This is a genomic window from Achromobacter mucicolens, assembly GCF_029866465.1.
GTDB classification, from domain to species: Bacteria; Pseudomonadota; Gammaproteobacteria; order Burkholderiales; family Burkholderiaceae_B; genus Achromobacter; species Achromobacter mucicolens.
In genome coordinates this window covers 4451847-4478262 of the sequence record NZ_CP123364.1, presented here as the reverse complement: position 1 = coordinate 4478262, position 26416 = coordinate 4451847, and the positions used below count along the sequence as shown (strand labels likewise).

25 protein-coding genes are annotated in these 26416 nt (G+C 67.1%); 13 read left to right on the top strand and 12 right to left on the bottom strand.

Annotated features, from left to right (window positions below; all coding sequences use genetic code 11):
* Positions 1 to 87 precede the first annotated feature (87 nt).
* On the top strand, positions 88 to 2688 hold the full coding sequence (locus tag QEP15_RS20580; RefSeq protein WP_425285966.1) for a carbohydrate-binding family V/XII: 2601 nt from the start codon (positions 88 to 90) through the stop codon (positions 2686 to 2688).
* Between the two features lie 9 nt (positions 2689 to 2697).
* On the opposite strand, the gene QEP15_RS20575 is transcribed toward QEP15_RS20580, so the two are convergent.
* The 4 genes from QEP15_RS20575 to QEP15_RS20560 all read right to left on the bottom strand — a co-directional run bounded on the left by QEP15_RS20575 (position 2698) and on the right by QEP15_RS20560 (position 7144).
* On the bottom strand, positions 2698 to 3888 hold the full coding sequence (locus QEP15_RS20575; RefSeq protein WP_425285965.1) for a hypothetical protein: 1191 nt from the start codon (positions 3886 to 3888) through the stop codon (positions 2698 to 2700).
* Between the two features lie 46 nt (positions 3889 to 3934).
* Positions 3935 to 4672, bottom strand: coding sequence for a hypothetical protein (locus QEP15_RS20570; RefSeq protein WP_175155206.1), 738 nt, complete (start codon positions 4670 to 4672; stop codon positions 3935 to 3937).
* A gap of 18 nt (positions 4673 to 4690) precedes the next feature.
* Positions 4691 to 6418: an alpha/beta hydrolase gene (locus QEP15_RS20565; RefSeq protein ID WP_175155205.1), complete on the bottom strand. Its 1728-nt coding sequence runs from the start codon at positions 6416 to 6418 to the stop codon at positions 4691 to 4693.
* A 66-nt stretch (positions 6419 to 6484) separates the two neighbouring features.
* A complete protein-coding gene (locus tag QEP15_RS20560) occupies positions 6485 to 7144 on the bottom strand; it encodes a glutathione S-transferase family protein (RefSeq protein ID WP_152382436.1) in 660 nt (219 codons plus the stop codon).
* 167 nt (positions 7145 to 7311) lie between these two features.
* Between QEP15_RS20560 and QEP15_RS20555 the strand changes: the two genes are divergently transcribed.
* Positions 7312 to 8076, top strand: coding sequence for a class II aldolase/adducin family protein (locus QEP15_RS20555; RefSeq protein WP_056326159.1), 765 nt, complete (start codon positions 7312 to 7314; stop codon positions 8074 to 8076).
* Between the two features lie 6 nt (positions 8077 to 8082).
* Here the strand turns inward: QEP15_RS20555 and QEP15_RS20550 are convergent, their stop codons facing one another.
* Both QEP15_RS20550 and QEP15_RS20545 read right to left on the bottom strand, forming a co-directional pair.
* Positions 8083 to 8871, bottom strand: a complete 789-nt coding sequence (locus QEP15_RS20550) for a hypothetical protein (protein ID WP_280147955.1) — start codon at positions 8869 to 8871, stop codon at positions 8083 to 8085.
* A 165-nt stretch (positions 8872 to 9036) separates the two neighbouring features.
* Complete coding sequence (locus tag QEP15_RS20545) at positions 9037 to 9498, bottom strand: SRPBCC family protein (RefSeq protein ID WP_175155204.1); 462 nt, start codon at positions 9496 to 9498, stop codon at positions 9037 to 9039.
* 264 nt (positions 9499 to 9762) lie between these two features.
* On the opposite strand from QEP15_RS20545, the gene QEP15_RS20540 reads away from it, so the two are divergent.
* Entirely contained in the window at positions 9763 to 12399 is a 2637-nt protein-coding gene (locus QEP15_RS20540) for an excinuclease ABC subunit UvrA (RefSeq protein ID WP_152382434.1), read from the top strand.
* A 36-nt stretch (positions 12400 to 12435) separates the two neighbouring features.
* On the opposite strand, the gene QEP15_RS20535 is transcribed toward QEP15_RS20540, so the two are convergent.
* Entirely contained in the window at positions 12436 to 13224 is a 789-nt protein-coding gene (locus QEP15_RS20535; protein WP_152382433.1) for a bestrophin-like domain, read from the bottom strand.
* A 156-nt stretch (positions 13225 to 13380) separates the two neighbouring features.
* Between QEP15_RS20535 and QEP15_RS20530 the strand changes: the two genes are divergently transcribed.
* The 3 genes from QEP15_RS20530 to QEP15_RS20520 all read left to right on the top strand — a co-directional run bounded on the left by QEP15_RS20530 (position 13381) and on the right by QEP15_RS20520 (position 15584).
* The gene (locus QEP15_RS20530) at positions 13381 to 14430 is read left to right on the top strand and encodes an NADP(H)-dependent aldo-keto reductase (protein WP_280147954.1); all 1050 of its coding nucleotides are present in this window, start codon (positions 13381 to 13383) and stop codon (positions 14428 to 14430) included.
* Positions 14431 to 14646: 216 nt separating this feature from the next.
* On the top strand, positions 14647 to 15147 hold the full coding sequence (locus QEP15_RS20525) for a PAAR domain-containing protein (RefSeq protein WP_152382431.1): 501 nt from the start codon (positions 14647 to 14649) through the stop codon (positions 15145 to 15147).
* Entirely contained in the window at positions 15144 to 15584 is a 441-nt protein-coding gene (locus QEP15_RS20520) for a hypothetical protein (protein ID WP_152382430.1), read from the top strand. Before QEP15_RS20525 ends, QEP15_RS20520 begins: the two co-directional genes overlap by 4 nt.
* On the opposite strand, the gene QEP15_RS20515 is transcribed toward QEP15_RS20520, so the two are convergent.
* Entirely contained in the window at positions 15569 to 16390 is an 822-nt protein-coding gene (locus QEP15_RS20515) for a metallophosphoesterase (protein WP_280147953.1), read from the bottom strand. The two genes, QEP15_RS20520 and QEP15_RS20515, sit on opposite strands and share 16 nt — an antisense overlap.
* Before the next feature lie 131 nt (positions 16391 to 16521).
* On the opposite strand from QEP15_RS20515, the gene QEP15_RS20510 reads away from it, so the two are divergent.
* Together QEP15_RS20510 and QEP15_RS20505 are read left to right on the top strand one after the other, a co-directional pair.
* Positions 16522 to 16926, top strand: coding sequence for a lysozyme inhibitor LprI family protein (locus QEP15_RS20510; RefSeq protein WP_180097960.1), 405 nt, complete (start codon positions 16522 to 16524; stop codon positions 16924 to 16926).
* A 155-nt stretch (positions 16927 to 17081) separates the two neighbouring features.
* Positions 17082 to 17642 carry a DNA-3-methyladenine glycosylase I gene (locus QEP15_RS20505; RefSeq protein ID WP_227741398.1) on the top strand — a complete coding sequence of 187 codons (561 nt, stop codon included), beginning with the start codon at positions 17082 to 17084 and terminating at the stop codon, positions 17640 to 17642.
* Positions 17643 to 17701: 59 nt separating this feature from the next.
* On the opposite strand, the gene QEP15_RS20500 is transcribed toward QEP15_RS20505, so the two are convergent.
* Entirely contained in the window at positions 17702 to 18397 is a 696-nt protein-coding gene (locus tag QEP15_RS20500) for a pentapeptide repeat-containing protein (protein WP_152382426.1), read from the bottom strand.
* A gap of 5 nt (positions 18398 to 18402) precedes the next feature.
* The gene (gene gvpU, locus QEP15_RS20495; RefSeq protein ID WP_175155199.1) at positions 18403 to 18852 is read right to left on the bottom strand and encodes a gas vesicle accessory protein GvpU; all 450 of its coding nucleotides are present in this window, start codon (positions 18850 to 18852) and stop codon (positions 18403 to 18405) included.
* A gap of 171 nt (positions 18853 to 19023) precedes the next feature.
* Between gvpU and QEP15_RS20490 the strand changes: the two genes are divergently transcribed.
* A complete protein-coding gene (locus QEP15_RS20490) occupies positions 19024 to 19395 on the top strand; it encodes a hypothetical protein (RefSeq protein WP_280147952.1) in 372 nt (123 codons plus the stop codon).
* Between the two features lie 51 nt (positions 19396 to 19446).
* On the opposite strand, the gene QEP15_RS20485 is transcribed toward QEP15_RS20490, so the two are convergent.
* Positions 19447 to 20790 carry a ParB/Srx family N-terminal domain-containing protein gene (locus QEP15_RS20485; protein ID WP_175155197.1) on the bottom strand — a complete coding sequence of 448 codons (1344 nt, stop codon included), beginning with the start codon at positions 20788 to 20790 and terminating at the stop codon, positions 19447 to 19449.
* Positions 20791 to 20977: 187 nt separating this feature from the next.
* On the opposite strand from QEP15_RS20485, the gene QEP15_RS20480 reads away from it, so the two are divergent.
* Positions 20978 to 21646 (top strand): ankyrin repeat domain-containing protein, encoded by a 669-nt coding sequence (locus QEP15_RS20480; RefSeq protein WP_152382423.1) that lies wholly within the window; start codon positions 20978 to 20980, stop codon positions 21644 to 21646.
* A 56-nt stretch (positions 21647 to 21702) separates the two neighbouring features.
* Here the strand turns inward: QEP15_RS20480 and QEP15_RS20475 are convergent, their stop codons facing one another.
* Positions 21703 to 22809, bottom strand: coding sequence for a porin (locus tag QEP15_RS20475; RefSeq protein WP_152382422.1), 1107 nt, complete (start codon positions 22807 to 22809; stop codon positions 21703 to 21705).
* 254 nt (positions 22810 to 23063) lie between these two features.
* Between QEP15_RS20475 and QEP15_RS20470 the strand changes: the two genes are divergently transcribed.
* The 3 genes from QEP15_RS20470 to QEP15_RS20460 all read left to right on the top strand — a co-directional run bounded on the left by QEP15_RS20470 (position 23064) and on the right by QEP15_RS20460 (position 26389).
* Positions 23064 to 23717 carry an NUDIX hydrolase gene (locus QEP15_RS20470; RefSeq protein ID WP_056326188.1) on the top strand — a complete coding sequence of 218 codons (654 nt, stop codon included), beginning with the start codon at positions 23064 to 23066 and terminating at the stop codon, positions 23715 to 23717.
* Positions 23718 to 23818: 101 nt separating this feature from the next.
* Positions 23819 to 24667, top strand: coding sequence for a ribose-phosphate diphosphokinase (gene prs, locus QEP15_RS20465; protein WP_280147951.1), 849 nt, complete (start codon positions 23819 to 23821; stop codon positions 24665 to 24667).
* 21 nt (positions 24668 to 24688) lie between these two features.
* The gene (locus QEP15_RS20460; protein WP_152382420.1) at positions 24689 to 26389 is read left to right on the top strand and encodes a nicotinate phosphoribosyltransferase; all 1701 of its coding nucleotides are present in this window, start codon (positions 24689 to 24691) and stop codon (positions 26387 to 26389) included.
* The last annotated feature ends 27 nt before the right edge of the window (positions 26390 to 26416 follow it).

The window sequence follows — 26416 nt, the reverse complement described above, 5'->3', positions numbered from 1 at the left end:
GGCGGCACCCGCTTTCTCGCTTTTTCATTTGCGCAGCGGGACACCCCGGCCGGCTGTGCAGGCGGTCCGAACCTCAAGGAGCGTGATATGCATTGCGTGTCCCGATTGCTGCACCTGCATGCCTGGTTTTTCCGCTTGCCCGCCGCGTCCCGCGCTACCGGCCGCCGCCGGCGCATCGCACGCCTGATGCTGGGCGTGGCGGCTGGAACGACGCTGGCCTTCGGCGCCGCCGCGCAGCCGCAAAGTCCCGGCCAGCCCGGCGCCTCGGTCGCGACCCCGCCGGGCGCGGTCCAGTCCACCGCCGCGCAGCCCGGCGCCGGCCAACCCCAATCCGACTCGTCCGCCGCGCGCGCGCTGCAATGGCCGCGCAGTTTTTCCGCGCCGGATGGCGCGCGGGTCGAGCTCTACCAGCCGCAGATCGACACCTGGACCGCCGACCGCCTGTCCGGCCGCATGGCCGTCGCCGTGGGGCCGGCCAAGGGCAATCCGACCTACGGCGTCGCGGAATTCTCCGCGCGCGCCGACGTGAACAAGCCCGCCGGGCTGGTGCGCCTGTCGGACATCCGCATCGAACGCGTGCAGGTGCCAACGGCGCCCCAAGAGGCCGCGCGGCTGCGCAGCGAGCTGGAGGCCCGCATTCCGCCCAAGGGCGTGGTCACGCCGCTGGACGGGTTGCAGCTGAGCTATGCGCTGTCGCAGAACAACCCGGCCACCCGGACGGTGCCCGTGGACAACACGCCGCCGCGCATCATCTATCGCACGGTCCCGGCGATCCTGGTGCTGGTCGATGGCCCGCCCGCGTGGACGGCGCTGCCCGGCACGCCGGGCTGGCGCCGGGTCGTCAACACCCGCGCCCTGATCCTGGGCGACAACGCCGGACGTCTGTACCTGCAGGCGGCAGGCCACTGGTATGACGCGGGCGACATCAACGGGCCCTGGCGCACCGTGGCGCAACCCCCGCCCGCGCTGCTGGCCGCCGCCGACGCCGCGCGGCGCGGCCCTGCGGCGGACCCCTTGATGCCGCATGACGGCAAGGCGCCGCATCGCGCGCCCGATATCGAAGTGTCCACGGTGCCGGCGGAGCTTCTGATCACGATCGGCCAGGCCGAGTTGCGGCCGGTGCCCGGGACCTCGCTGCTGTCGGTCACCAATGCCGACCACGCCGTGTTCATGAATCCGGGCGACAACCGCTATTACCTGCTTGTGTCGGGCCGCTGGTTCCGCGGCCCCCGGCTGGAAGGACCGTGGTCGTATGTGCCCGGCAAGGACCTGCCGCGCGACTTCGCGCGCATCCCGGCGCGCGATCCGCAGGGCGGGGTGCTGGTGTCGGTGCCCGGTACGCCGCAGGCCCGCGAAGCCGTCATCGCGTCGACCATTCCGCAGACCGCAACCGTGTCGCGCAGCGCTGCCCGGCTGCAGGTCGAATACGCCGGCGGCGCGCCGGTGCTGCGGCCCATCGAGGGCACCACGCTGCATTACGCGGCCAATTCGCAGGCGCCGGTCATCCAGGCCGAAGGCCGTTACTACGCGTTGTCGCAGGCGGTGTGGTTCGTGTCGGATTCGCCCACCGGACCGTGGCGCGTGGCCGACCATGTGCCCGCGGCCATCTACGCCATTCCCGCCACTTCGCCGTTGCATTACGTGACCTACGTGCAGGTCTATGGCTCGACGCCGCAGAGCGTGGTGTTCGGCTATTCGCCGGGCTACATGGGCGTGGTCGTCGCGCCCGATGGCACGGTTGTCTACGGCACGGGCTATTCCTACCCGCCCACGATCGTGCAAAACACCTGGGTCGGCTATCCGCCCAGCTACGGCTACAACGCCGCCTTCGATTCCGCGGCGGGCTTTGCCTTCGGGTTTGCCGCGGCCGAAGCCTGGGGCGGGGCGGCGCCTTACTGGGGCCCGTATTACGGCGCGCCCTATTGGGGCGGCGTCGACGTGAACAAGGTGGACGTCTACGGCGCGTGGGGCGGTTCCGGCACGGTCACCCACGCGGCCGGGTGGAATGGCTGGACGGGCACCGAATGGCAGGGTGCGCACGCGGAAGGCTACAACCCGCAAACCGGCGCCGCCTTCGAAGGCACGCGCGGCGCGGCCTACAACGAATACACGGGCAATGCCGCGGCGGGCCGCCGGGGCGCCTACACCGACCCGGTCACCGGCGCCTCGGGCGCGGGCCGGGCAGGCGCGGTCGAGAACGACGATGGCCAATGGGCCGCGGGCCGGCAGAACGTGAGCACCAATGCCGACACCGGCCGCACCACCTATTCCGCCGCCGGCGCGACCGGCACGGCGGGGCAGGGCGCGGACAGCGTCGACCGGCGCGGCGCCACCTACAACCGCGACACCGGCAGCGGCATGGCGTGGAACAACGGCAACGTGTACGCGGACCACAACGGCAACGTGTACGAACACAACGACAACGGCTGGCAGCAGCACACGTCCTCGGGCTGGCAGCCGGTTCAGCCGAACACGCAGTCCAACTACCTGAACGCGCAGCGTCAGGCGCGCGATTATTCGACGCAGCCGGCGGGCGGCATGAACGGCGGCTGGCAGAACCGCATGGGCGAATCCGCGGGCGGCTGGCAAGGCCGTGGCGAAGGCGGATGGCAGGGCCGCGGCATGGAGGGCCGCGGCTTTGGCGGCGGGTTTGGCGGATTCAGGGGCGGCGGCGGATTCAGGCGCTGAGCGTCTCGCTCAGTCCTGCACCAGATACGCCTCGCCGCCCGGCTTCAGGTACGGCGCGAGTTCGCCAAAAGGCACCTGCGCCAGCGTCCCCAGGCACACGCCCGACGCATGTCCCACGCCGGATACCGACAGGCTGAGCGCGCCGGGCGTCGTCGCGCCCAGCGCAAGGTAGGCCGGCCACAGGTCCCAGCAGCCTTCCTTGGAACGGTCCTCGGTCAGCCCGGCCTCGTCGCGCGCGGCCAGGGTTTTCTGCGCCTGGCCCACCAGCGCCGTCAGGGCGGGGCGGGGCTCGCGGCTGCCCGGTTTGTAGGCATCGAACACGCGGTTCCAATCCAGGATTTCGCCGTGCAGCAGGTCGAACGTGTAGGGATCGAAGTGGTTGTTGGGATGCGCGCCGCCGCAATCCAGGCTGCCGGATTCGGTCACCGTCATCATGGCGCGGGACAGCCAGGGCACGGCCACGACTTCTTCCTCGTAGTTGGCCAGTGTGCCGGCCGACGGATTGCCGCTGGTGTAGGCCGAGGCCTTGCAGGCCAGTGCGGCGTGGCTCATGCGCCAGTGGCGTTGCTCGAGCAGGTGATTGACGCGCGCCATGACCTGCGCGTCCGGATGGCGCGACAGCCGCGGATAGCTGAACTGGGTGCGCGGGTCGCGCCACATGCGATATGCCACGGTGGCGCTGCCCACGTCGGCGCCCACGGGCACGGCGTGACCGGCAAGCTTGAGCGTGTCGTAGGGGACGCGGGCCGCGTCGATGTCTTCGTCAACGCCGATGCTGCCATCGGGCGCCAACGCCCCGGCGTCGTATTGCGCGACCCGCTGCAGCGTGAAGGTGCGCTGCCTGCCCGTGCGCGTGTCGATCCACACGCCGTGATAGCCCTGCGCGTCGCGCTTGCCTTGCCAGGTGGCGGCCGGCTGCGCGCCGGGCGCCGTGGCGGCAGCAAAGGTCATCGGTTCTTGCAGCGCGGCTTCGCTGCCTTTGAGCGGGATGTCCACGCCATGTTCGGGATAGAAGTAGCGGCCCGTCAATTCGTTGCCGGCCGTGGCGCTGTCCAGTTCCATCACGATGTCGCCCACGCCTTGCAGCGTGCCGGTGTAGACGGTGCGCTCGGCGGCGCCGGCATGGCCTGCCTGCCACAGCATGGCCAGCGTCAGGACGCCAAACCGGAACGGGCGCGTGCGTGCAAAGGAAAAGGACATCTGCGTGGGGACCCTGAGACGTGGGCCGGTCAATATACCCGACGGGTCAGGGCTCCCGCGCCGCGGGTTGCCAATGGCCGCGCTCGGGGTCCACGCTGACGCGGCGGCCGCCCGCCCACACCGCTTCTTCGTCCAGCCGCGACGCCATTGCCGGCTCGATATCGAAGGCGATCCCCAGCGCCTGCGCCACCGCCGGGTCTTCGATGGGCAGTTCCCAGGTCAGAAAGAGTTGCGACAGATCCCGCGCTTGCGGGAAGTCCGCTTCGTCGTAGCCGCTGGCGTGGCGGGCGATGACGGCGTGGGGCTGGCAGGTGTCGAAGACGATGGCGACGCCGCGTGTAAGCGGGATGCGGTGCCCGGTGCCGGGAAAATGCACGTCCAGGCCTTTGTCGTCGGACAGGAACAGATTGCAGAACGCGGCGCCGCCGTATTGGCTGCCGTCGTGGTGATAGCGCGCGCCGCGGCAAGCCATGAGCGCCATGTCGCTGGCCGCCAGGACGTCGCCCAATCCCAGCGCGCGCGTCCAGTCGCGCATGGCCTGCACGCAAAGGCCGAACTCCGGCCAGCGGGCGCGGGTGCGCGACAGCGGCATCTGCTCGACGTCGCCCGGCTCCAGCGCCAGCCGGGTCCGGATCTCGCGGTCCCAATCGGCCGTAAGGCGCGCGGGCGGCGCAGGCACGTTCAGGTTCGCGGCCAGCAGGCGCGCGCTGACGCTGCGGCTGCGCAAGGCGTCATCGCGCGAAAAGAAAAGTGACGTCAATCGATCCTGCATGGGGTGATTCATGAGCCGCGCCTGCCGCGCCTAGCCTCCGCGTCCCTCGTAGGCGCCTTCGTCGCCGTCTTCGTCTTCCATTGCCGCCTGCGCGCGCTCCAGCAGATAGGCCTTCAGGCCTTCGAGTGCGTCGGGCGTCCAGCCGGACACGCCGGTCACCGCGACCCAGGCGTCGACATAATGCTGCGGCGCGTAGACGTGGCCATACCCCATCGGCGTCGCGGTGCCCACCGCCATGTCCAGCGCAAGCTGCAGCATGGTCACCACGGGATACCAGCGCAGTTCCGGCGACACGTCCGGGCCCATCGGCGCGTTCATCCACGCGGGCGGACGATACAGGTCGCGATAGTCGAAGAACGTGACCGGGTCGCTCGCGTATTGCAGGTAGACGACGCGCATCGGCCCCCACGGCGCGTCGGCCGGCACCGGCGAACCGTTCTGGTTCATGAAGCGCACGAAGGCGCCATCGCGCAGTTCGGGCAGCCAGGCGGGCGAGCCGGGATTGCGGGCATCGGTAATGGTGCGCCAGACGCGGCTTTCAAAGGGCGGGCCGCTCCAGAGCGCGCCCTGGATCGGGTCGCCGATCATCTCGAACAGTTCGGCCGACCCCGCGGAATTCTTCGCGCCCAGGCTCAGGCCGTGCAGGTACAGCCGCGGCCGCCGGTCCTTGGGCAGCGTGGTCCAGTAGCCATACACCGCCTGGAACAGGGCGCGCGCGGCTTCCGCGCCATATTCGGGTTGCGCCAGCAGCGACAGCGGGCTGGACAGGTACGAATACTGCATGGCCACGCTGGCCACGTCGCCGTTCAGCAGGTATTCCAGCGAGTCCGCGGCCGCGGGGTCGACCCACCCCGTGCCCGTGGGCGTGATCACGACCAGCACCGAGCGGTCAAAGGCGCCCACCCGCTTCATCTCGTCCAGCGCGAGCTGCGCGCGCGCCTGTGGGGTTGCCGCGCCGCGCAGGCCGACGTAGACGCGAATGGGCTCCAGCGCCATGCGTCCCGACTGCGTCTGGATTTCACTGGCGGTGGGGCCGGAGGCGATGTATTCGCGGCCGGCGCGGCCCAGTTCGTTCCAGCGGATCAACGAGGCGGGGCCGCCCGTCTTCAGGTCCGCGGTGGGCTGCGGGCGTTCGGGCTCGAGCAGCGCGTCGAACTCGCGGAACGAGGCGTCCAGCACGTGCAGCGCGCCGCGGAAGAATACGTCGGTCGCCAGCAGCCAGAAGATCAGGATGGCGATGAGCGCGCCCGTCACGTTGGCCACGCGCCGCGGCACGACGCGCCGCACCTGCCGGGAAAGATAGCGGGCGATCAGCTTGAACAGCCGCGCCAGCGCCAGCAGCACGGCAAAGGTGGCCAGGGCGATCAGGCTGACCTTGATGGGATGGGCGCTGGTCACGGGGTCCATCTGCATGAGGGCGCGGATGGTGTTTTGCCATTCGGCGGCGCGGCCCAGAAAGAGGATCGCCACCGCCACGCACAAGAGGCCGATGACGGCATTGATGACCCACGCGGCGCGGCCGCGGGGCGAGGGCAGTTCCAGGTAGGTCCACAGCCAATGCCACAGCACGCCCAGGCCATACCCGGCCGCAAGGCAGGCGCCCGCCAGGACGCCCTGGGTGACGTGCGTTCGGGGAATGAGGGTGGGCGTCAGTGCCGCGGCGAAGAACAGCGTGCCGAGCATGAGGCCGACGCCGGAGAGGGATTCCAGGTGCGACCGGAAGAAGGAAGGCAGGTGTCGATGCAAGGTCTGCTGCACGGTGCGTCCTCATCGGGGAGGGAATGGCGGGGATTCTCGCATGTTGCCGCGGGGGGCGCGGCGTTTTCAGTCGCGGTCGGGCGCGCCCAGCGGAAACAGCGGCCGGTACGGCCGGGCTTCATCGACCGCCCGCGCGAAAGACGGCCGCGCCAGCAGCCGGGCGCGGTAGGCCCGCAGGTGCGGATAGGCATCGGCGATCGGATGCGTCCAATCGGCGTAGAAGAGCGCGGGCGCCGCCGCGCAGTCCGCCAGGGTGAAGTCGTTGCCCGCAGCCCACGTGCGCGTGGCCAGGAGCGCGTCGATCCAGGCGTACGCCGGTTCCAGCTTCTGCGCGGTCAGCGCCAGCGCCTCGTCGCGCTTGGCGGCGTCGCCGGTCAGCGCGCCGTTGACCGCGTGCTGCATCCAGAACATGACGTGCAGGTCGAAGTAGCGGTCCAGAAAGCGCACGTCCAGCGCGGCCATCGGGTCGTCGGGAATCAGCCGGACAGGCCCGGGGTGGGCGAGCTGCAGGTATTCGATGATGATGCTGGATTCGGCGATGTTGCGGCCGCCGTCCACCAGCAGCGGAAACTTGCGCAGCGGCCAGCGCTGCAGCCAGTCGGCGCCATGCTGGGGCGAGTCCGGCCCGATGCCGCGAAATTCGAAGGGCGTCGCGTTTTCGTACAGCGCGACGAGCACCTTCTGGGTGTACGAGGAAAAGGGATGACCGTAAAGTGCAGGCAGCATGCTCGACGTCTCCTGGGTCGTGGCGCACAGGTTAATGGGTCCGAGGCTGTTTCACCAGACGGACGCGTGTCCCGCGCCCCGCTGCGCGTTGCGCGCGAAAAGGAATACAGTGCATGACGGATCCCGGGGCAGTGGCCTCGGGCAGACACCAACAATACGGAGACAGGATGGATACGGCAGGCAAGCAGGGCGCCAGCGTGCGCGAACAGGTCGGCGAAACGGAATGGCAGGTCCGCAAGGATCTGGCGGCGCTGTACCGGCTGGTGGCGCTTTTTGGGTGGGACGATCTGATCTTCACGCACATCACGGCCAAGGTGCCGGGCACGGAGCATTTCCTCATCAATCCCTACGGCATGATGTTCGACGAAATCACCGCGTCCAGCCTGGTCAAGATCGACCTGCACGGCAACAAGGTGATGGAGTCCGAATACGACATCAACCCCGCGGGCTTCACCATCCATAGCTGTATCCATGCGGCCCGCAAGGACGCGATGTGCGTGCTGCACACGCATTCGATCAACGGGGTGGCCGTGTCGGCGCAGAAGGCCGGCCTGTTGCCGCTATCGCAATTCGCGTTCATCGTGCTGCGCTCGCTCAGCTATCACGACTACGAGGGTCTGGCGCTCAACCCCGACGAGCAGCCGCGCCTGGTGCGCGACCTGGGCGCCAACAACTACCTCATCCTGCGCAATCACGGCCTCTTGACCGTCGGCCAGAGCATGGCGGAAGCCTTCCAGGCCATGCACCGCCTGGAAGCGGCCTGCATGGTGCAGGTGCGCGCGCAGGCGGGCGGCGAACTGACCCACATTCCGGCCGACATCCTGGCGCGCGCGGCGGTGGAATCGCCCGCCGACCGCGCCCGCAAGGCCCAACTTGCGTGGCCGGGCCTGCTGCGCCGGTTGGACCGGCGCAATCCGGGGTATGCCGAGTAAGCGCGACTATTTTTTCGCGGTCGGGTCGGCGGACAGGAATTCCGTGCAGTCAGGCAGCGGCTTGGACGGCTCGTAGGACGATGTGCCCGGTTGCCACGCGTAGGTCACGGTGTAGCTGCACTGGCTGTCGGTCTGCGGCGCAAGCTGGGCCTGGGTCAGCGCGGGGCGCGTGCTGGAGTCCTCGTAGCGGCTGGCGCCCGCCGGCGAGCGCGTCGCCTGCGTCTTGACCTGCAGATCGGGCAGTTCCTTGCCCGGCACGGCCTTCAGCGACGCCTTGAATGCGTAGATGTCGCTGCACTGGCCGGCCCGCTTTTGCGGGTCGGCCTCGGTGAAGCACGCGCGGATCGACGCGTCGGCCGTGTACGGCATGACGAGCACCAGGCTGGCGCCGGTCTGTTCGCCCAGGTTGACGTCGTACAGATACAGGTCGCGGCGCGAGAAGCCGCCGCCCGAGAACGGCGTGGACGCCTCGAAGTCCGGCACGGCCGGACCGATCACGCCCACCAGCGCCCGTTCTTCACTCAGCCGGATCAGTTCCGGCCACACGGTGAAATCCTTGAAGTCCGGGATCTCGGGCGAATCCCAGAACCGGTAGTCGGCGCGCAGGGTCCTGCTGGTGGCAAAGGGACCGTTTTCGCCGAACGCGCCATCGGTCTTGATGCCCACGCACCAGTCGGTCTGGGCGTTGCAGTACAGCTTGTTGTCCGCGTTGAGCTTCAAGGGCTCGGTATCGGGGGCGGCCATTGCCGCGGCGGGCAGGGCGGTGCAAAGCAGCAGGGCAAGCACTTTTGACACGATTCTTCCTTCTGGTGGGATGCGCGCGGGGCCGTATGTTACGGCCCCGCGCCACGCCCTCCGGGGGCGCGCCACATTTTGTAGGCAGTCGCACCGTTACGCGCGACCTGATGGTGTCAAAACATGAACAAACGTATCGGAGTGGACGCCGCCGCTGCGGCGGCGTCAGTCGCGCACGGGGCCGTCGGGCACATCGGACTCGACCAGCTGCGCCAGTTGCAGCAGCGATTCCTGCCAGCCCAGGTAGCACATCTCGGTCGGGATGACCTCAGGTATGCCTTCCTGCACGATGACCAGTTCCGTGCCGCACGACACTTGCCGCAAGGTGACGGTGGTGGTCATCTCGCCTGGCAGGTTGGGATCGTTGAAACGGTCCGTGTAGCGGATCTTCTCGCCCGGAACCAGCTCCAGATATTCACCGCCGAACGGCTCTTCATGGCCGGTGGCAAAGTTGTGGAAGGCCATCCTGTGGCGGCCGCCCACGCGCGCGTCCAGTTCCTGGACCGAGCAGGTGTAGCCATAGGGCGGAAGCCACTTGGCTATCGCATCGGGCTCGATGAAGGCGCGATAGACGCGTTCGGGGGTGGTGCGCAGGACGCGAAGGTGTCGTACGGTTCCGGTAGTCATGGTGTAGTCCGCCTTGAAGTGAGGGTGGGTGCATGACTACGACGAACCGCCAACACCCGGATCGACAAGCAATTTGCTGGGGATTTCCCTAGGTCGCGATGGGCTTTCCCATCAGGCCGGCGAACCACGCCCCTGTCAGGCCAGCACCAGCTTCCTGCCCAGATTGAAGGCATCCTGCAGGCCGGTGTTCAAGGGATGGCGGCCGCCAGCAAGTTCCAGGTCGATCACGCCCAGCTCGATCTTCGGTCTATTACTATTTGGACCATGAGCCAGCGCAAGACACCTTCGAAGCCGGGCCCCGATGCCTGCATCCGCGTGCGAGGCGCGCGGGAACACAATCTGAAGAACGTCGACGTCAGCATCCCGCGCGACGCGCTCGTCGTGTTCGCCGGCGTGTCCGGGTCGGGCAAATCCTCGCTCGCGTTCGGCACCCTGTATGCCGAAGCGCAGCGCCGCTACCTGGAATCGCTGTCGCCATACGCCCGCCGCCTGATCGATCAGGTGGGCGTGCCCGACGTCGACGCCATCGACGGCCTGCCGCCCGCGGTGGCATTGCAGCAGCAGCGCGGCACGCCCAACGTGCGCTCCACGGTGGGCAGCGTGACGACCCTGTCTAGCATGCTGCGCATGCTGTACTCGCGTGCCGGCACGTATCCCGCGCGCCAGCCCATGCTGTACGCCGAGGACTTTTCGCCGAACACGCCGCAGGGTGCCTGCCCGCACTGCCACGGCCTGGGCTATGTGTACGACGTGACCGAGGCGTCCATGGTGCCGGACCCGTCGCTGTCCATTCGCGAGCGGGCCATTGCCTCGTGGCCGCCCGCCTGGCACGGGCAGAACCTGCGCGACATCCTGGTGACGCTGGGCTACGACGTGGACAAGCCGTGGCGCGACCTGCCCAAGAAGGATCGCGACTGGATCCTGTACACCGACGAGCAGCCGACCGTGCCCGTCTACGCCGGCTTCACGCCCGCCGAGACGCGCGCCGCGCTGCGCCGCAAGGCCGAGCCCAGCTACATGGGTACCTACACCGGCGCGCGCCGGTACGTCATGCACACGTTCGCCACCACGCAAAGCGTCATGATGAAAAAGCGCGTGGCCCGCTTCATGACCGGCGCGCCCTGCCCGGAATGCGGCGGCCGGCGTCTGAAACGCGAGGCGTTGTCCGTGACCTTTGCGGGCCTGGACATCGGCAGCCTGTCGCAACTGCCGCTGGCCCGCATCGCCGAGATCCTGACGCCCGCCGCCGAAGGCCGCTTCGACGACGCGGCCGGGAAAGCCGGCACGACCCGCAGCAAGGCTGCCGGGGTGCGCGCCAACGCGCGCCGCGTGGCGGCGGGCGGGCTGTCGCATGCGGGCAGCAGCGACGTGCGCCGCACGCCGGACGCATCGCCCGAGAAACGCATTGCCGCGCAGCGCATCGCGCACGACCTGGTCGAGCGCATCGGCACGCTGCAGGCGCTGGGCCTGGGCTATCTGGCGATGGACCGGTCCACGCCGACGCTGTCGCCCGGCGAATTGCAGCGCTTGCGCCTGGCCACGCAGATCCGCTCCAACCTCTTTGGCGTGGTGTACGTGCTGGACGAGCCCTCGGCGGGCCTGCACCCCGCGGATGGCCAGGCGCTGCACCGCGCGCTGGACCAGCTCAAGGCGGGCGGCAACACGCTCTTCGTCGTGGAGCACGACCTGGATACGCTGCGCCGCGCCGATTGGCTGGTGGACGTGGGGCCCGGCGCGGGCCAGCATGGCGGACAGGTGCTGTACAGCGGTCCGCCAGACGGCCTGCGCAAGGTCAAGGAATCGGTCACGGCCAAGTATCTGTTCGATGCCCGGCCCGCCAGCCGGCGCACGCCGCGCGAGCCCACCGGGTGGCTTGAGTTGCGCGGCATCCACCGCAACAACCTGCATGGCGTGGACGCGCGCTTTCCGCTGGGGGCGTTCACGGCGGTGACGGGTGTGTCCGGGTCAGGCAAATCCAGTCTGGTCAGCCAGGCGCTGGTCGAACTGGTGGGCGAACATCTGGGCCAGGAGCTGCCCGCCGAGGAATCCGACAGCGACCTGCCGCAGCCCGGCAACCTGCCGCGCACGACGGGCCGCATCCATGCCGGCGCGCAAGCCATCAAGCGGCTGGTCAATGTGGACCAGAAGCCCATCGGCCGCACGCCGCGGTCCAACCTCGCCACGTATACCGGCCTCTTTGACCACGTGCGCAAGCTGTTTGCCGGCACCAAGGCCGCCCGGTCGCGGCGTTACGGCGCCGGCCGCTTTTCCTTCAACGTCGCGCAAGGGCGCTGCGAGACCTGCGAGGGCGAAGGCTTCGTCCACGTCGAATTGCTGTTCATGCCCAGCGTGTATGCGCCGTGCCCCACGTGCCACGGCAGCCGCTACAACGCCAAGACGCTCGAAGTCGAATGGAATGGCCGCAACATCGCGCAGGTGCTGGACATGACCGTGGACGAGGCGCGCGCGTTCTTCAAGGACGAGGCCGTCGTGTCGCGTCCCCTGACGCTGCTCTCTGAAATCGGACTGGGCTATTTGCGCCTGGGCCAGCCCGCCACGGAACTGTCCGGCGGCGAGGCGCAGCGCATCAAGCTGGCGACCGAGCTGCAGCGCAGCCAGCGCGGCAACACGCTGTACGTCCTGGACGAGCCCACCACGGGCCTGCACGCGGCGGATGTGGACAAACTGATGACGCAATTGCACGGCCTGGTCGACGCCGGCAACACCGTGGTCGTGGTGGAACACGACCTGCGCGTGGTGGCGGGCAGCGACTGGATGCTGGACGTCGGACCCGGCGCCGGCGAGGCAGGCGGCGCGATCGTGGCAGCCGGCACGCCGCAGGCGGTCAGCCGCGGCAACGCCGGCGTCACGGCGCAGTTTCTGCGGCCTTTCTTTGATTGAGGAAACATGGCGGTCATCGACCGGCCCTGAACGCGGCTAGGGCTGCTGCCGCATTTCGTCGGCCAGCGTGTCCCGCATGCGCTCCATGCTTTCCTGGCCGACCTCGATCAAGCCGCCGATCGGTTGGTCGATGTCCAGGATGAAGGTCAGCACCAGGGCGATCAGCGCGGCAAACATGCCGGTCGACACGGGCCGCCGCCGTCCGTACAGGCCAGTGCCGTAGGCGATGTAGGCCATCGAACCGGCGGCCACGATGAAGAGCAGGTAGTACACCGGCTCCGGCACGTGGTTTTCCAGCGCAACGCGCCGCTTTTCGTTGATCTGCGCCATCTCGTTGATGGCCTGGATGAACATGATGGTGGAGATGGTCGGCGGGTTCTCCGCCCGGGCCGCGACCGCCGCCCGGATCTGGCGTTCGATGCGGCGCGCGGTGGCGTTGGCGGCGGCAAAGCGCGGCGAATCCTGATCGGCCAGGTGGTAGTCCAGCGATGCCGAGGCGTATTCATGCAGCATCTTGGCCACCGCAGGCCGGTGTTCGGCGGGAATGAGCTGCGATCGCCAATAGGCGTTGCCGATGGCGTTGGCCTCTTCCAGCACCAGGTTCTTGCGCGTCTCGAAGCGCGTGACCGACATGGCGAACGTAAACCCCAGCAGCAAAGCCAACAGGCCCAGCAGCGCGGTCTGCAGCGCGGTGATGTGCGTCTTGGCGGCCTCATCGGCCGGCTTGCGCAGCCGGCGGCCGAGCCGGTAGGCAAGCTCGATGACGGCCAGGAAAATGATGAGCACGACGAAAAAGATGATGACTTCGTCAACTTCCCGCAGCATGCCGTCTCCCCCCGGTTTGGATGTGCGCATCAGCGTAAGCCGATTGCGCGGCGGCGGCAATCGGGCGTGGCCCTGACGCCCCGCCCGTCAGCGAAATGCCAACATCTTGGAGTAAGGTGTCGCTTCCCAACTTGAAGACCCCGCACGGAGCAGAACTTGAAATACCGCAAACTCGGCCGTACCGACCTGGACGTCAGCCTGATCGGGCTGGGCACCATGACCTGGGGCGAGCAGAACACCGAAGCTGACGCGCATCAGCAACTGGACTACGCGCTGGAGCGCGGCGTCAACCTGGTCGACGTGGCCGAAATGTACCCGGTGCCGCCCAAGCCCGAAACGCAGGGCCTGACCGAAACCTACATCGGCACGTGGCTGGCCAAGACGGGCCGCCGCAACGACATCGTGCTGGCCAGCAAGGTCGCCGGCCCCGTGCGCGACCCCAAGCGTCCCGGCCACATCCGCGACGGCAAGACCTTCCTGGACCGCAAGAACCTGACCGCGGCGCTGGACGCCAGCTTGAAGCGGCTGCAGACGAACTACCTGGACCTGTATCAGCTCCACTGGCCCGACCGCACCACGGCCACGTTCGGCCAGCTGAACTACCCGTGGGTCGAAGACGAGCACACCGTGCCGATCGAGGAAACCCTGTCGGTGCTGCAGGACTTCGTGCGCGCCGGCAAGGTGCGCCACGTGGGCGTGTCCAACGAAACGCCGTGGGGCGTCAGCCAGTTCCTGCGCCACGCCGAAAACCAGAACCTGCCGCGCATTGCCTCGATCCAGAACGCCTACAGCTTGCTGAACCGCGTGTTCGAGATCGGCCTGTCGGAATTCACGCACCACGAAGGCGTGGGCCTGCTTGCGTATTCGCCGCTGGCGATGGGCATGCTCTGCGGCAAGTACCTGGACGGCGCCAAGCCGGCCGGCGCCCGCCTGACGGTCTTCTCGCGCTTTACCCGCTACAGCAACCCCCAGGCAGAAGCCGCCACGCGCGAATACGTGGAACTGGCCCGCGCACACGGCATCTCGCCGACGCACCTGGCGCTCGCCTGGGTCAACCAGCGCCCCTTCGTCACCAGCAACCTGATCGGCGCGACGTCGCTGGAACAGCTCAAGGAGAACATCGACAGCGTCGACGTGACCTTGCCGGCGGACGTGCTGGACGCGATCAACCAGATTCACACGCGGCATCCGAATCCGGCGCCTTGAGACGAGCAAGGTGTGAAGGGCAGAAAGAATTCAATGCCCTGATCGGACGCTATTGATCTCCGTAGTGGTCTACGTGCAAAAGCTCACTTGCGAAAGCGGTGGGCTTTTTGCTTTGCATGAAGGGATGCCAATGCGTCAGGCCATTTTCGTGTTTATCTGATTCAAGCCGCTTTCTTCGGCGCTCAAACTCCGGTGCATCAGCAATTGCCAGGAGCCATGATGACAGGGCGCCCGATCATTCGTGTTGGCGACAAGACCACCCATGGCGGCACGGTGATGGAGGGGTTTTCGTCCTACATCCAGATTGGCTGCGCCACGGTGGCAGGATTGCTTTGCGCGCTGACGCTGTTTTGGTATTTCTGCCGACCGGTCGTGGTTATTCACTATTCGGCTGCGGGAGGTTCCCCGATCGGCTATGTCTACGATACCGACGTGTACCTCGCTAGAAGAACGCTACACCCCGGTGAGTCGGCGATGTATTACACCGATTGGCATCACGCTTCCGACTACTGGACCTCGGTCAGCTTGCCAGCGGAAAGCGGGGATCATGTGGAAGTAAACGGCCCGTTCAGCCGAGTGGATGTGTACGTGGGTCCGGATGCGAAGGTACAACGAACCACCATTCGACATGGCTTTTTTGCGCGGTTTAGCGAGCCAAGCGAACCCTGCGAGCCTACGGCGCACGAACCGAACGACAACGGTAGTCCGGGTAGATGAAGGCGATTAGCGCCGGTTACCCGGGGCGCGTTCTTCTGAAGCTATGTGCCGCCCTGTGTGCTTTATTGGCAACGCTATGCGCGAGTCTTATCCTTTGGGGTTTTCTGGCGCCTCCTGTTGTCGTTCACTACGCGCAAGACGCCGAAGCGCCGGTGCTGGTTTTCTTCAATGACAACGATCGCATCAGACGGGAGATCATGCATCCCGGCGAGTCAATCATCTTTCCGACCGCGATGTTCGCTTTGCCAAATTCATGGATTGATGTAAGCACGCCATCCGTCCATCTCAAAAGTCAGCAAATCCACGGCAAGTTCAGTCGCGTCGATGTGTGCATCGATGCGCAAGCACGGTTCAGCGCCCAGACAAGGCACGCGTATTTCGCGCGGTTCACGTCGCCAAGTGAGCCCTGCAAGGTTGCCGATCACGGCCGGCGATAGGCCGGCACTTCCCACAACTTCCCCGGCGCGAAGCCCTCCTGTTCCCCCTTCTTTGCATACCCCAGCGGATTCGCAATCACCCGGCAGCCGTCCTTCACGTAGTCCTGCGGACAGTGCAGATGTCCGTGTATCCACACGTCAGCCAGCGGCAGCAACCCGTCCAGCGCGTTGCAGAATCCCGCTGTCCCCGGCGTGACCCCGTAGCGCGGATCGGCGCTGGCTAGCGTGGGTGCAAAGTGCGTGATCGCTACCGTCGTGCCGTCGAAGGGCACGCGCAACGCGGCGTCCAGCCATTGTTGGCAGGCAAGGCCCTGCTCGCGCATCTGTTCGGCCATGAAGGGTGCGCCGTGGCGGCGCATTTCGGCCTTTTCCAGATAGAAGTCCGCGGCCCGGAACGCTTTGGCGCGTTTTTTCAGGACTTCTCCCAGCGCGTCGTCCGGCGCGGCAAGCGCGTCGAAGTCCGTCCACAGCGTCGTGCCCACGAAACGCACGCCGCCGATCACCGTGGTCTCCCGTTCCAGCCATAGGATGCCCAGGGTCTCGCACAGGTCGCGCAGGCGCGCATGGGTCTCGTCGAAATCCACGTTGTCGTATTCGTGATTGCCCGGTACGAAGAGAACAGGCGTGGGCCAGCCTTGGCGGGGCGAATAGTCGCCCAGGCCGAAATCGTCCCGCTCCAACCGTGAGCCCTGGCGGTATGAGCCGATGTCGCCGGCCAGCACCAGCAGGTCGGCCCCGGGCGAAGGTTGTGCCACGAAGGTGGGATCGGTTTCAAGATGCAAATCGGAAAGCAATTGGATCTTCATGGGCCCTATCTTAGGCGACGCGCGGGCGCGCTGCGTCCGACCGGCATCCATGCGACACTTTCCCCCAAGCATTTGCCGACCCCACGGCAATCACCCAAACCCATCACCCATCGGATACAGGAGGAACTCCCATGCGTATCGTGTTTGCCGCCGCAGCGCTTCTGCTTGCAGCGGGGGCGCAGGCCCAAGTGCTCAAGTGTGACCAGGCCTCGACCCAGACCGACATGAACCTGTGCGCGGACCAGGCCTATCGCAAGTCCGACGCCGACCTGAATGCCGCATACAAGGAAGTGACCGAGCGGCTGAAAGACAGCAAGGACGCGTTGACGCAATTGCAGGCCGCGCAGAAAGCGTGGCTGTTCTTTCGCGATGCCGAATGCGCGTTTTCGTCAGCAGGCGTTACGGGCGGCAGCGCGTATCCGATGGTGCTGAGCCAGTGCCTGGACAAGCTCACGCAGGCCCGCACCAAGGAATTGCGCGCGTACCTCGCGTGCGAGGAAGGCGACACCAGCTGCCCGGTGCCCCGCAAGCCATGAGCGCCGCCAGGCAGACTGGCGGGGATCCGCTCAAGCCAGACCCCGGCAGCCCGGACGCCGCTAGCCCGGACGCCGGCAGCCCGGACACCGGCAGCCTCGACCCTGGCCTGATCGTCGACGAGCACGGCGTGCCGCGCTGCTTCTGGCAGCCGTCCATGCCGGACTATCACGATCATGAATGGGGCCGGCCCGTGGCGGACGACCGGCGGCTGTTCGAAAAGATCTGCCTGGAAGGCTTTCAGGCCGGCATGGCGTGGATCACCATCCTGCGCAAGCGCGAGGCGTTTCGCGAGGCGTTCGACGATTTCGACATGGAACGCGTGGCGCGCTATACCGAGCGCGACGTGGAGCGCCTGATGGGCAATGCCGCCATCGTGCGCAACCGCGCCAAGATCGTGTCGGCCATCAACAACGCGCAGCGCGCGCGCGAACTGGCCGATGAAACCGGGTCGCTCGCCGGCTGGCTATGGTCGCACGAGCCGCCGCCGCAGGCGCGTCCGGCGGCCGTGGACCGGCACTACTGGGACAACAATCCCACCTCCAAGGCGTCGATCGAACTCTCGCGCGCGTTGAAGCGGCGCGGCTGGACGTTCGTCGGGCCAACCACCATCCACGCCTTCATGCAGGCCGTCGGGATGGTAAACGAGCACATGAGCGGCTGCGTCTGCCACGGGCAGATCGAGGCGGCTCGGGCGCGCTTCCGGCGCCCCGGCTGAATCAACGCGCCGCAACGCCGGCCCGCGCCCGCGCAAGCGCGCGGAGCACCGCAAAGGCGTCAGACCACGCTGATCCGCAGTTCAGCCAGCAGCGCCGCCGCCTGGGTCTTGGAGATGGTGGCGCCCGCCAGCCGCGCGGCGGCCGACAGGTCCAGACCGCCCAGATCGGCCTCGCGCAGGTCCGCGCCTTCGAAGTGCACGTTTTTCAGGGTGGCGTTGCGCAGGCTGCCGCCGTGAAAGACCGTCTCGCGGAAATCGCTGCCCGATAGGTCCGCGTCCGAGAAATCGAGCTGAAGCAGGTTGCACTTGCGAAACGACACGCCGCGCAGCAGGGCGCCGACCAGCCGGCATTCCTCGAGCGACCACCCCAGGCACGCGATGCCATCGAAATCCGAACCTGTCAGCTTGCATGCTCGCAAGCGCGCGCTGGCCAGCCGCGCACGGCGCCAGTTGGCATTGTTCAGGTCGCAGTTCTGGAAGGAGGCCTCGCTGGCGTCGGCCGAGGCGAAATTGGCCGACCCGCCCCGGCAGCGCAGCCATTGCGTGTCGGTCAGGTCTGCACCTTGGAACGAGGCGCCGGCGATCGCGCAGCCGCTGAATTGAAAGCCGCGCAGATCCAGGCGCGAAAAGTCCGCCTCCTGGAAGTCGCAATCGACGAATGACAGCGGGACGCCCGGGGCAGCCTCGATCAGGGCCAGCATCGCCTTGCGGTCGATATCCTGGCCCTCGATCGGTGGCGGTACGGTTTGCGTCATGCGGATCAGGCCGACGCGTCGGACTGCATGCGGCCCAGGATGAATCCGTCCACGGCGCTGGTGCGGCCGCGCCACAGGGTCGGCTGTCCCGCAATGGGCGTGCCGTCAGCGGTGAAGAACAGCGCGTCGGCCAGGTGGATGTAGTTGGGCAGCGGGTCGACGGGCTGCGGCAGGCGGAACACATCGCCCAGTTCGGCCAGCGAAGCGTGCACGGTCTGGCGCGTGTCATCGTCCATCGACGCCAGCGAGCCCGAAAAGCTGGCGGCGAAGGTGTCGAAGTACTCGGCGCCCGAAACGATCGAGCCGGACACCAGCATGCCGCCCATCTGCAAGGTCACGCCAATGCTCTCGATCTGGCTGCCGTTGTTGACCAGGTTGACCAGGAACTGCAGGAAGGCGTCCGCCGTGGGTGCGGCGGCAGCAGGCTGGCTGGCGGCGGAGGTGTCGATGCTCATGAGAGGGGTCTCTGAAAGGTTTGCAAGAGGCACAAGATACTCGAAGGACGCTGAAAATGGTCGCGCGGCAATCCCGCGAGAAGCGGGCCGATCGGGCGCCTGACCGGGCCTTCCGGCGGCGCGGGTGGGGAGTATGTTGGCACCCTGACCGCCATTCCCTTTGGAGCCTCCATGAACCGCGTGAATTTCCTGGGTATCAATGCCGGCGCCGGCCAACCCGCGTCCGCCCGCAACGCCAACGCCACTGCCGGCGAGGGCTTTCGCGCGGCGTTCGCCGACGCCACCGAGCGCAACCGTTCGGCCATGGGCCGTGGCGTCTCGGGCGCCTCGCAATCCGCGCCGTCGCAGGCCGAGCAGGAGTTCATGGACTACGCCGCGATGTCGATCGAGGACAAGATGTTCTACGCGGCCCTGGCAAGCCTGGGCATTTCCAAGGAAGAGTACGACGCCATGTCGGCCGCCGAACGCCTGGAAGTCGCCCAGAAGGTGTCCCTGGCAATGCAGCAGCTAGCCAAGGCCGAAAATACGAAGGAAGTGCTCTGAGGTCCTGACGGCCCAATGCGAAAAGGCCCGCTTGCGCGGGCCTTTTTCACATCACCATCCCCAGCAGGTGCCCGCCGCCGGCTTGCCGCAGGTGCGGTAGTTCACCGCGAACCACAGCTTGCCCGCGCCGCGCGGCGTGCCGTCTGACGTCTTGACGTCGTTGCGCGGCAGTTCTTCCAAGGTGTCGCGCGCGGTCTTGGTGGGCGAGCCGCTGGCCGCGTTGGGCGCCAGCACGATGCGGCCCAGGCTGGCGGCATCGCGGTCCTCGAACACGATATCCGTGTCGTTCAACGCGCTCATCTTCAAGGAGGCATCGCGCACGGCGGCGGCGTAGCTGTCGCTGGCGCCGGTCGGCAGGATGTCCTTGTTCAGCGTGCTGACCGCCAGGATCTCGGCGGGCGTGGCCGGCGCCTGCATCTTGTACTGATCCAACCCGGGCAGTTGGCCCGCCGCGGCCTGCCGGCGCAGCCAGTCGCCCCACAGGAATTCCGCGAACTCGGGCAGGTTGCCGTTGCTGTAGGCGATGTCGCGGGTGAAGTACACCAGCGAGCGATAGCGGTCTTCCTGCATGCCGCCGGGTTCCTGCGCATGGGACAGCCCCAGGCGCGTGGGCAGCTGGTCGACGGTGATGGGCTGATTCTGCCCGTCGCGCAGCCACGCTCGGCGCTCGTCCACCAGGCGTTGCCAGAAGGCGGACGCGGTCGTCAGATCGCTGTAGTTGGCGTCGACCTTCACCCACACCGGCAGCTTGGGGCCGCCGTCAAAGATCTCGCGCAGGGACGAGAACGTGTGGTGGCCGTCGGTCAGGTACAGATTGCCGTCCCAGCCCACCACCACCGTCTTCAGGTTGGCGGTGTGGGTGCCCGGCGCGTCCAGGCAGGCGAACGTGTCGGGCTGGTCCAGGCGGGCGGCGCGGGCTTCGGCGATGCTCTGGAACTTCTGCGCGCGCTCGGCGCCGCCCACGTCTTCGCAGTAATCGTCGAACTTCTTGCCGACCGTGCGGTTCAGGTAATCCAGCTGCAGCACCGGATCGGCCGCCCAGGTGGCGCGGTCGAAGTCGCCCTGCCAGCGGCCCAGCTTGTAATAGATCTGGTCATAGCCGATCGCGGCCTGCGTGGGGTGCAGTTCCTCGATGCGGACCTGGATCACGTCGCCCGGCTTGGTCTGCAGGTAGGCCGTATTGCGCGGGGGCGTTTCAGGTTGCGGTTCCGGAGCGGGCGTCTGCGGCGGCGCCGGGGTTTCGGCGACAGGCGGCTGGACGGCGTCATCGTCATCGTCGCCGCCGCCATTGCAGGCGGCCAGGACCAGCGGCAGCAACGCCAGGGACAGGGCGCGGGCAAGGCGCGTTCGCGGACGGAATACGGGCGAGAACTCGGAAGGGGAACGAGAAGGCATGACAGTTCGTGGGAGGCTGCGATCAGTAAGGGAGGCCGATCATGCCGGACGCGTGTTTCCTGCGCATTGCACGTCACCATGAATCTGACCGAGCATAGCTTGCGCGGCGCGCAGCAGGGAGATAATGGCAGCGCGCCCGGCGCGGGACCGTGGCGCGATACCGGAAAACCCAGGGAGGCTGCCGGCAATGGCTTACATCAACTTCTGGCGCGTCTGCTTCGCGCTGACGCTCAGCGCAATCGGCTTCGGTGCGGCGGCGGACGACCGGGGCGCGCAACTGCTGGAGGCGTCCGGCAAGGGCGACACGGCGCGGGTGCGCCAATTGCTGGCCGCAGGCGCGCCGCTCGAGGCGCGGGACGGGCAGGGCAACACGCCGCTCCTGCGCGCCACACAAGGCAACCACGCAGCGGCCGCGGCGGCGCTGATCCAGGCTGGCGCGGACGTGAACGCCAAGAACGGCATGCAGGACAGCGCCTATCTATTGGCGGGCGCGCAGGGGTATCGCGAGATTCTGGAACTGACGCTGACGCACGGCGCGGATCTGAAAAGCACCAACCGCTACGGCGGCACGGCGCTGATACCTGCTTGCGAGCGGGGTCATGTCGAGGTCGTCAAGCGTCTGCTTCAGGCTGGGGTGGATCCGAACCATGTCAACCGGTTGGGTTGGACCGGGCTGCTGGAAGCCATCATTCTGAGCGATGGCGGACCGCGTCATCAGGCCATCGTGGGGCTGCTGATCGAAGGGGGCGCGGACGTGAATCTGCCGGACAAGGACGGCCGCACGCCGTTGCAGCACGCCCGCCAGCGCGGGCAGACAGAGATCGTCCAGATGCTGGAGCGCGCCCGGGCGCGGTAGCGGCCCGGGCGGCGGGGTGGGCCGGCGCCGCGCAGGCGGACCGGCCCGGCACACGCTTAGAACTGGTGGCGGATGCCCACGCCGGCGGCGGTGCTCTTGACGCCGTCGATGAACGCGTAATCCGTGCCGTACGAACCGTAGGCGTACAGGTTGGTGCGCTTGGACAGGTCGTAGGTGTAGCCCACGCTGTAGACGTTCATGTTGGCGTCGCCGCCCGTCAGCTTGTCGTTGGACGGGGCCACGTGCTGCCACGATGTGAAAAGGCTGCCGGCCGCGCTGAGGGGGAACGTTGCGCCCAGCATGTAGGAATTGGCCTTGAAACCGTCCACGAAGCGGTTGATGCCGAATTCATCGCTGAAGGGCGTGCCGGCCGGCAGGTCCTGGCCAACGAACCAGCCGTCGGTAGTGCGGCCGTAAGCGGCGGCCAGCTTGACCACTTCCAGGTCGTACGACGCGCCGATGGCGTACTGGCGCGGCGTGGCGCCGTTGTCGATGGAACCGCGGTTGGAACCGTTCAGCTGGTCATACGTCAGCGTCACGTTCAGCGGACCTTGCACGTAGCGCAGGCCGGTCGTGATGCCGCGGGTGTTGTCGGCGGTCTTGAAGCCGGTCTGGTCCGTCGTCGTGTCGTCCACGCTGAACGAGTAGCCCACGGCGAATTCAAAGCCGTTCACCGACGGGGTGCGGTACATGACCATGTTGTCCCAGCGCATGGTGTTGGCCGCGCTGAACCCCAGGCCCAGGTTGGACTGGGTGTAGCTGGTGTAGAAGGGATCGATGTCGGCCAGGTAGTTGGAGCCGACCGTGGCCTGGCGGCCGAATTCGAGCGAGCCCCAGGCGTCGTTGGCCAGGCCGATGGTGGCTTGGCGGCCGAACAGGCGGCCCGACTGGCCGCGGCTGCCGTTGGCGGAGTCAAAGCCGCTTTCCAGCTTGAAGACGGCACGCAGGCCGTCGCCCAGATCTTCGGATCCGCGCAGGCCCCAGCGGGAGCCGGCCTGGATGCCGTTGATCATGCCGACTTTGGAACCACTGTAGCCATCGCCCTTGATCTTGTTGTAGCCGAGGCCGGTGTCGATGACACCATAGAGGGTGACTGACGGTTCTGCCTGGGCAACGCCTGCGAAAGAGGCCAGCATTGCCGCGGCGAGCAGCGTCTTTTTCATCCGGAAAACTCCTGTGTTGCAGTTGAAGAAAAAGCAAAAGGAACACGGCGCCAAGCATCAACCCGGCGGTGTTCCTCGGGGCATAGTGTAGAACAATGCGTTAATTGTCGTTATCCGCCGTCAATTTTTGCCAAAATTCGAAGTTGTTCTAGTGGCGCACGCGCCCGAAACCTGCGCAGGCGGATCGGGGCCGGATTGACCTGGATCCGTCATAGTGGCATCTTGCCCAAAACCCGAATCTTGGAACCCTCGTCTTGGAATTTCCCCAGCCGCTCGTCACGGTCGACGCCGTCCTTCTCACCCTGCGCGAATCCGGCCTGGAAGTCGCGCTGCACCAGCGCGACCGCGAGCCCTTCCAGGGCGCGATGGCGCTGCCTGGCGGCGTGGTGCACGCCGACGAGGACGCGTCCACCGAAGACAGCATCCGGCGCGTGTTGCGGGAAAAGACCGGTTTCGAGCCGCGCTACCTTGAGCAGCTGCAGGTGTTTTCGGGCATGGATCGCGACCCCCGGCAGTGGTCGCTGTCGGTGGCCTACGTGGCCCTGGTGCCCGCCGCCGAACTGGCCGCCGCCACGCGCGCCGAGTTCCGCTTTGTCAGCGTCGACGCGCTGCCGCCGCTGGCGTTCGATCACGCCGCCATCGTCCGGGCGGCCGTGGATCGCCTGCGCAGCAAGTCCACCTATTCCACGCTGCCGTTCTTTCTTTTGCCCGAGCGCTTCACGCTGACGCAGCTGCAGCACACCTACGAGGCGATCCTGCAGACCCGGCTCGAGAAGTCCAATTTCCGCCGCAAGATGGAAGCGTGGGGCGCGCTGGAGGCCACCGACGAACAGGTCGGCGGCGCGCAGCGGCCGGCGCGCCTGTACCGGCTGAAGGATTTCACGTTTTTCGACCGCAGCGTCGGATGAGGCGTGAGCGCGTCCAATCAAATGCAAAGATAGTTGCACAACGACAATAAGTAGGCTTATACTGGCGTCACTTAGTTTTGAAATGCCACTAAGGGACGATCATGTTCACCATCACTGCGGTCATTGAAGGACAACGCCTGACCGATACGCCGGCAGCGTTCCGGTTTCCGGGCGGCGAAATGCAGGTCACCATTCCGGCAGGGTTGCGCGAGCAGGCGGACGCCGCCCGCGAATTTCGCATCCATGCCTTGTTGAAGTCGGCCGACGACGTGATGCAGTTGTTGCTGTTGACCGATGCCCTGCGCCGCCTGAACCCCGCCGTGCCGGTGCACCTGGACATGCCCTACGTGCCGTACGCCCGCCAGGACCGCGTGTGCAATCCGGGCGAGGCGCTGGGCGCCGCGGTGTTCTGCAAGCTGATCAACGACCAGCAGTACGCCACCGTCACCATCGTCGAACCCCACAGCGACGTCACGCCCGCGCTGCTCGCGCGGGTTCGGATCGCCGATGCCGCCGCCTTCCTGAAAAAGGCGCTGGCCGCCCCGGCCTTTGCGCAGGGTGTCACGCTGATGGCGCCGGACGCCGGCGCCCGCAAGCGGGTGCAGGCGCTGGCCAAGGCGCTGGGCGTGGCGGATGTGCGCTACGCGGAAAAGGTCCGCGATCCGCAGACCGGCCGCATTACTGAAACCCGCGTGCCCGACGATATCCCGGCCCAGCCGGTGCTGGTGGTCGACGACATCTGCGACGGCGGACGCACGTTCCTGGAACTGGCCGCCGCCCTGCGCGGCAAGACCCGCCAGCCGCTCTACCTGTATGTCACGCACGGCATCTTCAGCAAGGGTCTGACCGAACTGAAGGCCAACTACGCCGAGATTTTCACCGCCTACGACTGGACTCGCACCGAAGACGCCCCTGTGCCGGGCGCCGCCGCAGCCGTCCTGGTCAACTAAGTAGCCAAGAAGGAAAACGCCATGAATGCCCCCGACACCCTGGCCCCCGCGCTCAAGAACGGCCTGAATCCCTTTCTGCAGGCGGATTTCTACAAGACCGGCCACCCGTTCCAGTACCCCAAGGGCACCAACAAGATCCTTGCCAACTTCACGCCGCGTTCCGCGCGCCTGGCGCCGGTGCTGCCCGAACTGTTCGACGAGAAGATCGTCTGGTTCGGCCTGCAGGGCTTCATCAAGGAAATCCTGATCGGTCTTTTCAACCGCGAGTTCTTCGGCAAGCCGGCCGCGACGGCGGTGCGCCAGTACCAGCGCCGCGTGGACAACGCGCTGGGCAAGGGCGCGGTCACGGTCGACCACCTGCAGGCGCTGCACGACCTGGGCTACCTGCCGCTGGAAATCCGCTCGGTGCCCGAAGGCGCCCGCGTCGACATCCGCGTGCCGCCCGTCACCTTCATCAACACCCAGCCGGAATTCGCCTGGCTGGTGACCTACATCGAAACCCTGTTCAGCTGCGAATCCTGGAAGCCGTCCACGGTCGCCACCATCGCCTTCGAATACCGCAAGCTGCTGACCTACTTCGCGCAGCTGACCGGCAGCCCGATGGCGTTCGTGGACTGGCAGGGCCACGACTTCTCGATGCGCGGCATGGCCGGCCTGTACGACGCGCGCAAGTGCGGCGCGGGCCACCTGTTGTCCTTCACCGGCACCGACACGATCCCGGCCATCGATTACCTCGAAGACCTCTACCTCGCGGATTCGGATCGGGAACTCATCGGCGGCTCGGTGCCGGCGACCGAACACTCCGTGATGTGCCTGGGCAGCAAGGAAGGCGAGATCGAAACCATCCGCCGCCTGGTCAAGCAGGTCTATCCGGCGGGCATCGTGTCCGTGGTGTCGGACACCTGGGACTTCTGGCAGGTGGTCACGGATTTTGCGGCGGCGCTCAAGTCCGAGATCATGAGCCGCGAGCCGGATGCGCTGGGCAACGCCAAGGTCGTGTTCCGCCCGGACTCGGGCGATCCCGTGAAGATCCTGACTGGCTACTTCTGCACCGATGTGCCGGGCGTAGACGACCGCGCTGCCCTGCAAGCGGCGCAAGCCGCCGGCTTTGAGGCCGTGCGCGATGCGGCCACCGGCAACTACTGGCTGCTGGGTGAAGACGCCAGCGCGCGGCAAGCCCTGCGCGCCGCCGAGGTGAAGGGCGCCGTGCAATGCCTGTGGGACACCTTTGGCGGGGTAGAGACCGAGCGCGGCTACAAGCTTCTGGATCCGCACGTCGGCCTGATCTACGGCGACTCCATCACGTTGACCCGGGCGCGCGACATCCTGGTGCGGCTGGAGCGCAAGGGCTTTGCCTCGGGCAACGTGGTGCTGGGCATCGGGTCATACACCTATCAGTACCTGACGCGCGACACCTTCGGCTGGGCGCTGAAGGCCACATACGCCGAAGTCAACGGCGAACCGCAGGAACTGGTCAAGGACCCGGTCACCGACTCCGGCGTGAAGAAGTCCGCCAAGGGACTGCTGCGCGTGGAAGAGACGCCAAGCGGCTACGTGCTGCACGATCAGCAGACGCCCGAGCAGGCGGCGGGCGGGGCGCTGGTGCCGGTGTTCCGCGACGGCGAGCTGCTGGTCGAACAAAGCTTGGCCCAGATCCGGGCGCGGCTGCAGGGATCGTGGGTGTGCCCCGATCCGGGCAGCATTCGCTGGCCGGCCTGCTGATGCCGCCGGCGTGAGCCGGCCGCCCAA